Origin of the sequence: Aquimarina pacifica (assembly GCF_000520955.1) — a bacterium.
In the GTDB taxonomy this organism is placed as follows: domain Bacteria; phylum Bacteroidota; class Bacteroidia; order Flavobacteriales; family Flavobacteriaceae; genus Aquimarina; species Aquimarina pacifica.
In genome coordinates this window covers 1-334 of sequence record NZ_JACC01000143.1, presented here as the reverse complement: position 1 = coordinate 334, position 334 = coordinate 1, and the positions used below count along the sequence as shown (strand labels likewise).

The following is a 334-nucleotide window of genomic DNA, read 5'->3' as shown; positions in this document are numbered from 1 at the left end:
AATTCTGCAACTTTATTATTTAATCCTTTTAAGCAGAAAAAACAGACGCAAAAACAAAATGAGTGTCTTGCCTTTTCTTTTTCAGATAATAAAGATAAAGAGGGGTCAGAAAATATGAGTCTAGCTACATTAAGAGATACAGGCGATGATCTCCCAGGAACCCGTAAAGAAATTAAAGCTATTGCCAATATTATCGATGGACAATATTATTTCGGAACAGATGCTGATGAAGCAGCGTTTAAGAAAAATGCAGATCAATACAAAATTTTGCATCTCGCACTACATGGCGAAGTAGACCATGAAAAACCACAGAATTCTAAACTCTTTTTCACAA

1 protein-coding gene is annotated in these 334 nt (G+C 34.1%); it reads left to right on the top strand.

Annotated features, from left to right (window positions below; all coding sequences use genetic code 11):
- Window positions 1–334: CHAT domain-containing protein (locus tag DZ60_RS23865; protein ID WP_034230593.1), on the top strand; the 334-nt coding region annotated here is incomplete at both ends.